Consider the following 508-nt stretch of genomic DNA (forward strand, 5'->3'; position numbering starts at 1 on the left):
ACTGGCCGATAAACCGGGTCGGCGAACTGCTCCCCTGGCGCGTAGCACTGCCGACTGAATAACACATCCCCGTCAATACGGTTCTTGCTGCACGCTTACGAATGATGAGGCCGATGTCGGCGTCTTTTATCGCGTAGGGAATGATGATGCCCTGAATCGACGAGAGTTGGGTGAACAATCGCTGGTGCTGGTGGCTTCACCGCAAATTGCAGATGTCGATTTTACTGAGCCGGGAAGACATAACGCCTGTAGCTTTATTATCAACGAACCGCAATGTGTCTGGATTTGCCCCTATATTTCCAGACATCTGTTATCACTTAACCCATTACAAGCCCGCTGCCGCAGATATTCCCGTGGCGAGCGATAACCCAGCGCACTATGCGGATGCCATTCGTTATAATGCTCGAACGCCTCTGCAAGGTTCTTTGCTGCCGTTAACCCGTCTGGTTTGGGCATGATACTGATGTAGTCACGCTTTATCGTTTTCACGAAGCTCTCTGCTATTCCG

The 508-nt window shown here is 51.4% G+C and carries 1 protein-coding gene and 1 pseudogene; one reads left to right on the plus strand and one right to left on the minus strand.

Features of this window, described 5'->3' with window-relative positions:
- Nucleotides 1-94: 94 nt before the first annotated feature.
- A pseudogene (locus BFF42_RS20500) lies at nt 95-283 on the plus strand (LysR family transcriptional regulator); the annotation flags it as partial.
- A gap of 8 nt (nt 284-291) precedes the next feature.
- On the opposite strand, the gene BFF42_RS20505 reads toward BFF42_RS20500, so the two are convergent.
- On the minus strand, nt 292-508 hold a 217-nt coding region (locus tag BFF42_RS20505), incomplete at its 5' end, for an integrase core domain-containing protein (protein WP_024167567.1).

The organism is Shigella sp. FC1661 (assembly GCF_001712525.1).
In the GTDB taxonomy this organism is placed as follows: domain Bacteria; phylum Pseudomonadota; class Gammaproteobacteria; order Enterobacterales; family Enterobacteriaceae; genus Escherichia; species Escherichia coli.